Origin of the sequence: Methylophaga sp. UBA5088 (genome assembly GCF_002414625.1) — a bacterium.
GTDB lineage: Bacteria > Pseudomonadota > Gammaproteobacteria > Nitrosococcales > Methylophagaceae > Methylophaga > Methylophaga marina.
The window spans coordinates 4274-10035 of record NZ_DIAC01000120.1 but is presented as its reverse complement, the minus strand read 5'-3'; the positions used below and the strand labels follow the sequence as shown (position 1 = coordinate 10035).

The window sequence follows — 5762 nt, the reverse complement described above, 5'->3', positions numbered from 1 at the left end:
AAGGCAATGCCTATCTAGACTTCTTAGCCGGTGCAGGTTCACTGAACTACGGTCACAATAACGATCTATTCAAAGAAAAATTGCTTGAGTACATCAACAACGATGGCATCACTCAAGGTCTTGATCTTCACACTCGTGCCAAAGGTGAGTTTCTAGAGAGTTTCAACAACAATATTCTTAAGCCACGTGACCTTGACTATATTGTTATGTTCACAGGTCCAACGGGTACCAATGCTGTAGAAGCTGCGTTAAAAACAGCTCGTAAATATACAGGGCGGGAAAATGTCATTTCTTTTACTAATGGTTGGCATGGTCAAACATTGGGTTCTTTAGCTATCACAGGTAATGGACATCACCGTGGTGGTGCAGGCGTGAGCCTCAGTGGTGCCACTCGTATGCCATATGATGGTTATATGGGTGATGATGTTGATACAACTAACTACTTAGACAAAGTTCTCTCTGATTCAAGCAGTGGTGTAGATAAACCTGCTGCTGTCATTGTGGAAACTGTGCAGGGTGAGGGTGGTATCAATGCGTGTTCAATGACTTGGTTAAAAAGTCTTTCTGAAGTATGTAAGAAGCATGACGTACTTCTAATTATTGATGACATCCAAGCCGGTTGTGGTAGAACAGGCACATTCTTCAGCTTTGAGGAAGCGGGTATCTACCCTGATATCGTGACTGTCTCTAAATCACTCAGTGGTTATGGTTTACCTTTCGCTATTGTGTTGATGAAGCCTGAGTTAGATCAATGGAAACCAGGTGAGCACAACGGTACATTCCGTGGCAATAACCCTGCCTTCATTACAGCAAAAGCGGCACTGGATAACTATTGGAAAGACGATACTTTCGCTAAAGAAGTACAAGCGAAAGGTGATTACATCGCTAAGCGTGTTGATAAGATCGTTGAGTTGTATGGTGAAGGTAACTTCAACTCACATGGTCGTGGCATGTTCCGTGGTATTAATTGTGTGAGCGGTGAAATTGCTGGAAAAATCACCCACAACGCCTTCCAGAAAGGTCTGATCATCGAAACAAGTGGTACTGATGATCATGTGGTCAAATTTTTATGTCCGCTCACGATCACACAAGAAAACTTAGAGAAGGGTATTGATATCCTTGAGCAATCAATCAAAGAAGTATGTGCCAAGGCTGACAATATTCCAGAAGAAAAAGATTATTTCGAAGGTGATTATTCAGTGAGTGAAGAAGTCGAGAAAATGACTCGTCAATCATAAGCTTATGAACATAAAACGGGTGCCCAGACACCCGTTTTACTTCCGAATATTAATGAACCAGAGGATATGAAATGCTTGTTAGACAACTTCAAGAAGCAGAAAAAACGGATCGTAAAATCGTTGATCCTAATGGCAACTGGGACAGTACTCGTTTGCTGTTAAAAGATGACAATATGGGATTTTCTTTCCATATCACCACTATCTACGAAGGTGCTGATTTCAGAATGCATTATCAAAATCACCTGGAGTCTGTGTATTGCATTAGTGGTGAAGGTGAGGTTGAAACACTGGATGATGGTAAAAAATACGCTATCACGCCAGGTACGTTATATAACCTCGACAAACACGACAAACACATGCTTCGTGCTTTTAAAGAAATGAAGTTGGCATGCGTGTTTAATCCACCGCTTCATGGCACAGAAGTTCATAACAAAGATGGTGCTTACGAATTAGAAGCAGACACCATCAGTGACTAAATTGAGCCAAGGCATCGGTTTCTCATAACCGATGCCTTTCTCTGGCGAATAAGCCAATCGACTTACATAACTGCCGCCTTGGCAGTAAACAATATCCAATCCCAGAAGGATGAAATAGAGAGATTACAATGAGTTTTCATACGGTAGAAAAAATCGGCGGCACTTCTATGAGCGACTACGTTGCTGTGCGCGATAACATTATTCTGAAACCGGTTCATAACGACTCGCTCTACAATCGTATATTTGTTGTTTCAGCTTACGGCGGCATTACCGACCTGCTACTGGAACATAAAAAGACCGGACAACCAGGTGTGTTCGGCTTGTTTGCAAACGGACTACATGATGACAGCTGGAAACAAGCTCTCGAAGATCTGAAGCAAAAAATCTTTGCCATCAATGAAACGTTTTACAAAAAACCAGACAATCTTGAGCGTGCTAATCAGTTCATTGGTGAACGTTTAGATGATGCTGAACGTTGCTTAGCCGATTTGCAAAGACTCTGTCAGCATGGGCACTTTGAGCTGGATATGCATCTTGAAACAGTCCGTGAAATGCTGGCCAGTATTGGTGAAGCACACAGTGCATGGAATATGACCCAGCTACTAAAACGTGATGGCATTGATGCCATTTTTGTTGATTTAACTGGTTGGCAAACAGACAAACATTTACCGCTGGACGAACGTATTAAAGTCGCCTTTCAAGATATTGACTTGAAAAAACAACTACCTATAGTCACTGGTTACGCCCACAGTGATGATGGTCTGATGTCGACGTTTGACCGTGGTTATAGTGAAATGAGCTTCAGTCGTATTGCGGTGCTGACTGAAGCAAACGAAGCGATCATTCATAAAGAATTTCATCTCAGCAGTGCAGACCCGAGACTGGTGGGTGAAGACAATGCCGTACCTATCGGCAGAACGAATTATGATGTCGCAGACCAATTAGCTAATTTAGGTATGGAAGCCATTCATCCTAAAGCAGCCAAAGGCCTGCGTAGAAACGAGATTGCTCTTCGTGTACGTAACACGTTTGAACCCGAGCATGCGGGTACATTAATTACCGGCGATTATGTCAGCGCCACCCCATGTGTCGAAATCATTGCTGGCTGTAAAGGCGTGTATGCGTTTGAGTTATTCGACCAGGATATGGCGGGCAATATTGATGTGTATGATCGTGAGATATTGGCAACTATCCATCGCTTTAATGCACATATCATCTCTAAAGATATTAATGCCAACACGATCACGCATTATTTATCAGCAAACTTGAAGACGATTAAACGTATTCGAAATGCACTGCAAGAGCGGTTCGAGGATGCTGAAATCAATCAGCAACAAGTGGCCATTGTTTCTGCGATCGGCAGTGATATGAAAATTCCTGGTATTCTGGCAAAAACAGTTGGGGCACTGGCCAAAGAAAACATCAGTGTCTTAGCGATGCATCAATCCATGCGTCAGGTTGATATGCAGTTCATTATCAACGAAGATGATTATGACGATGCGATTAAGAGCCTGCACAGTGTGCTGGTAGAGATTCATGACCATGGTAGAGCCATATGCCTCGCTTCATAACGATAAGCTTATTTCTTGTCTTACTTATACCTGCTCAGCTGTTTGCCGCTGAGCAGGCACCTACAGAACAACAGATGCGTGAGTCTGTTGATGCCCTTAATGAGCCTTTATATACCCCATTTATTGAGCGTTATGTGCTCGATGAGTTGAAGCAGCTTCGTACCGATATGGCAGCACAGCGTGCTGAAATGATCCAGATGACAGTGGATAAAGAACTGTCAGCTGCAGACAGAGCTGTCGGATATGCCACTGATACTGTCACTTATTTTTTCTATCTTATTGCTGCAGCTTCATCCGTACTGGTATTAGTGGGGTGGTCATCGATTCGTGAAATTAAAGAGCGGGTGCATACGCTGGCCGATCAGGAAATTAACAGCTTAATCAATGAGTATGAAAAACGACTTCATGCTATTGAGCAGCAACTCAGCAAAGAAACCCAGCAAATTGAAGAGAACCGCGAGAAAATTGAACATACCCAAGAAGTTCAATCCTTGTGGTTACGTGCGGGGCAGGAAACCAGTCCAAGCAACAAAATCGCCGTTTATGATCAAATCATGGCGATAAGGCCGTACGATGTAGAAGCTTTAACCTATAAAGCAGATGCGGTGCTCGAGCTGGACGAGCCTCAATGGGCTGCCAATCTTTGTCATCAAGCTCTGGAGTCTGATCCGGAAAACGGTCATGCCTTCTATCAACTGGCGTGTGCTAACACCGCATTGAATCAGTTTGATGAAGCCATCCGTTATCTCAAGCAAGCGATTCAGTGTAGCGATACTTATCGTGAACAATGTAAAGACGATCCTGCACTTGAGCCGCTGCAGAACCACCCTGAACTGGAAAATTTACTGAAAGTCACAGTTGAAAGCTAAGCCTCCTTGCGCGGTGGTTTTTGCAAAAGGAGAATGCCATGATTTGGAGCTTTTTAGGATTTCTTGCCATTTTTGTTGCTATTGGCGTAAGTTCTGTTTTTTTCAGCCGTGGCACTAAAAAAGATTATTATCTTGCCAGTAGTGATATTCCCCCCAGCCTTGTCGGCTTATCTGCTGTTGCAACCAATAACAGTGGCTATATGTTCATTGGTGTGGTTACACATATGCAACAGGATTGGCGTCTATTTGGATAATGATTGGCTGGATATTGGGTGATTTAATTGCGTCCACGTTTGTCCATTCACGTTTGCGTCGTGCTACAAGTGACAGTGCTGAACCAAGTTATGCTGGTGTGTTAAGTAACTGGTATGGGCAAAATGATATCGTGCTACAAAGGTTAATCGCCTTAATTTCTCTTGTGTTATTGCTGGCTTATGCGGGCGCTCAATTGGTTGCAGGTAGCAAAGCGCTACATGTTTTATTCGGTTGGCCGTCATACACCGGTGCGATTATTGGTGCCATTATGGTGACCTTATATTGCTTTGCTGGCGGTATACGAGCCTCTATTTGGACGGATGCTGCGCAATCCGTCGTCATGATTGTGGCGATGACTCTGATGCTAATCGTCGCCGTATCCTCATTAGGAGGCACATCAGCGGCAATTGAACAAATGGATCAAGTGGACGGCTTTCTCAATTTATTCCCTCAAGATTTAGTGATTCCTGGATTAACTGGTGGTGTCTTATTTGCGCTAAGCTGGATGTTTGCGGGGTTCTCAGTTATCGGACAGCCACATATCATGATTCGGTTTATGGCATTAAGTCATGATAATAAAATGCTGCGTGCACGCCTTTGGTATTACCTGTGGTTTACAGCATTTTATTGCCTGGCGACTGGCGTAGGGATGCTGTCTCGTGTTTACCTCGGTGATGTGGCATCGTTTGATGCTGAACTGGCGCTACCCACTATGGCAATGGAGTTATTGCCACCAGTTTTGGTGGGGTTGGTGTTAGCGGGTGTATTTGCCGCCACCATGTCAACGGCAGACTCCTTGGTCCTTAACTGTTCAGCGGCGGTCACCCACGATTTGCTGCCTCATAATATCGAAAATACCTTGATCCTTAAGCTGAGTACGATTGGGATAGTGACGGTCGCATTGTTATGGGCGCTGACCAGTTCAGAGAGTGTGTTCAGCTTAGTGATATTTGCCTGGTCTGGTTTGGCTAGCGCTTTTGCCCCATTGCTTGTCGCGTTATGTCTGGGCTTCAGGCCTAGCCAGCGCCTGAGTATCGTTGCCATGTTAATCGGTCTGATGGTGGCATTGTCCTGGCGTTATTTTGAACTGCATAACGCTGTCTATGAGGGACTGCCGGGTATTATGAGTGGTCTATTGGTGTTAACAATCGGCCTCATCTGGAAGAAAAAGACCGTGGGCACGGCACATAGATTAGTGGCTGACTCTGACGTAGGGTAATGCAGCTTCTATCGCTCGAGAAGCGTTTCTTTCATGCCCTTGTTAAAAGGTTTGGGACCAAACCAGATCTGATAGTAAAAGTTTGCCAGTTCAATTGAAGAGCTGTGGGAAATTTGCTGGCCATTTTTTAGCAG

6 protein-coding genes are annotated in these 5762 nt (G+C 44.1%); all 6 read left to right on the top strand.

What is annotated here, in order from left to right; all coding sequences use genetic code 11:
• Positions 1–1238, top strand: a 1238-nt coding sequence (gene ectB / locus B4K20_RS14955; protein WP_289283522.1) for a diaminobutyrate--2-oxoglutarate transaminase, incomplete at its 5' end; no start/stop codon positions are given.
• Positions 1239–1309: 71 nt separating this feature from the next.
• Positions 1310–1714, top strand: coding sequence for an ectoine synthase (locus B4K20_RS14950; RefSeq protein WP_007145567.1), 405 nt, complete (start codon positions 1310–1312; stop codon positions 1712–1714).
• A gap of 128 nt (positions 1715–1842) precedes the next feature.
• Positions 1843–3285 carry an aspartate kinase gene (locus B4K20_RS14945; RefSeq protein WP_286305075.1) on the top strand — a complete coding sequence of 481 codons (1443 nt, stop codon included), beginning with the start codon at positions 1843–1845 and terminating at the stop codon, positions 3283–3285.
• A complete protein-coding gene (locus B4K20_RS14940) occupies positions 3270–4154 on the top strand; it encodes a TPR end-of-group domain-containing protein (RefSeq protein ID WP_286305074.1) in 885 nt (294 codons plus the stop codon). Before B4K20_RS14945 ends, B4K20_RS14940 begins: the two co-directional genes overlap by 16 nt.
• A 38-nt stretch (positions 4155–4192) precedes the next feature.
• Positions 4193–4408 (top strand): hypothetical protein, encoded by a 216-nt coding sequence (locus B4K20_RS14935; RefSeq protein WP_289283521.1) that lies wholly within the window; start codon positions 4193–4195, stop codon positions 4406–4408.
• The gene (locus B4K20_RS14930) at positions 4408–5628 is read left to right on the top strand and encodes a sodium/proline symporter (protein ID WP_289283520.1); all 1221 of its coding nucleotides are present in this window, start codon (positions 4408–4410) and stop codon (positions 5626–5628) included. Before B4K20_RS14935 ends, B4K20_RS14930 begins: the two co-directional genes overlap by 1 nt.
• Positions 5629–5762 lie beyond the last annotated feature (134 nt).

What these genes read in the sequence shown, in the direction of transcription:
- B4K20_RS14945 (WP_286305075.1), top strand. Translation starts at nt 1,843, where the DNA reads ATGAGTTTTCATACGGTAGAAAAAATCGGCGGCACTTCTATGAGCGAC.
- B4K20_RS14950 (WP_007145567.1), top strand. Translation starts at nt 1,310, where the DNA reads ATGCTTGTTAGACAACTTCAAGAAGCAGAAAAAACGGATCGTAAAATC.
- B4K20_RS14940 (WP_286305074.1), top strand. Translation starts at nt 3,270, where the DNA reads ATGCCTCGCTTCATAACGATAAGCTTATTTCTTGTCTTACTTATACCT.
- B4K20_RS14935 (WP_289283521.1), top strand. Translation starts at nt 4,193, where the DNA reads ATGATTTGGAGCTTTTTAGGATTTCTTGCCATTTTTGTTGCTATTGGC.
- B4K20_RS14930 (WP_289283520.1), top strand. Translation starts at nt 4,408, where the DNA reads ATGATTGGCTGGATATTGGGTGATTTAATTGCGTCCACGTTTGTCCAT.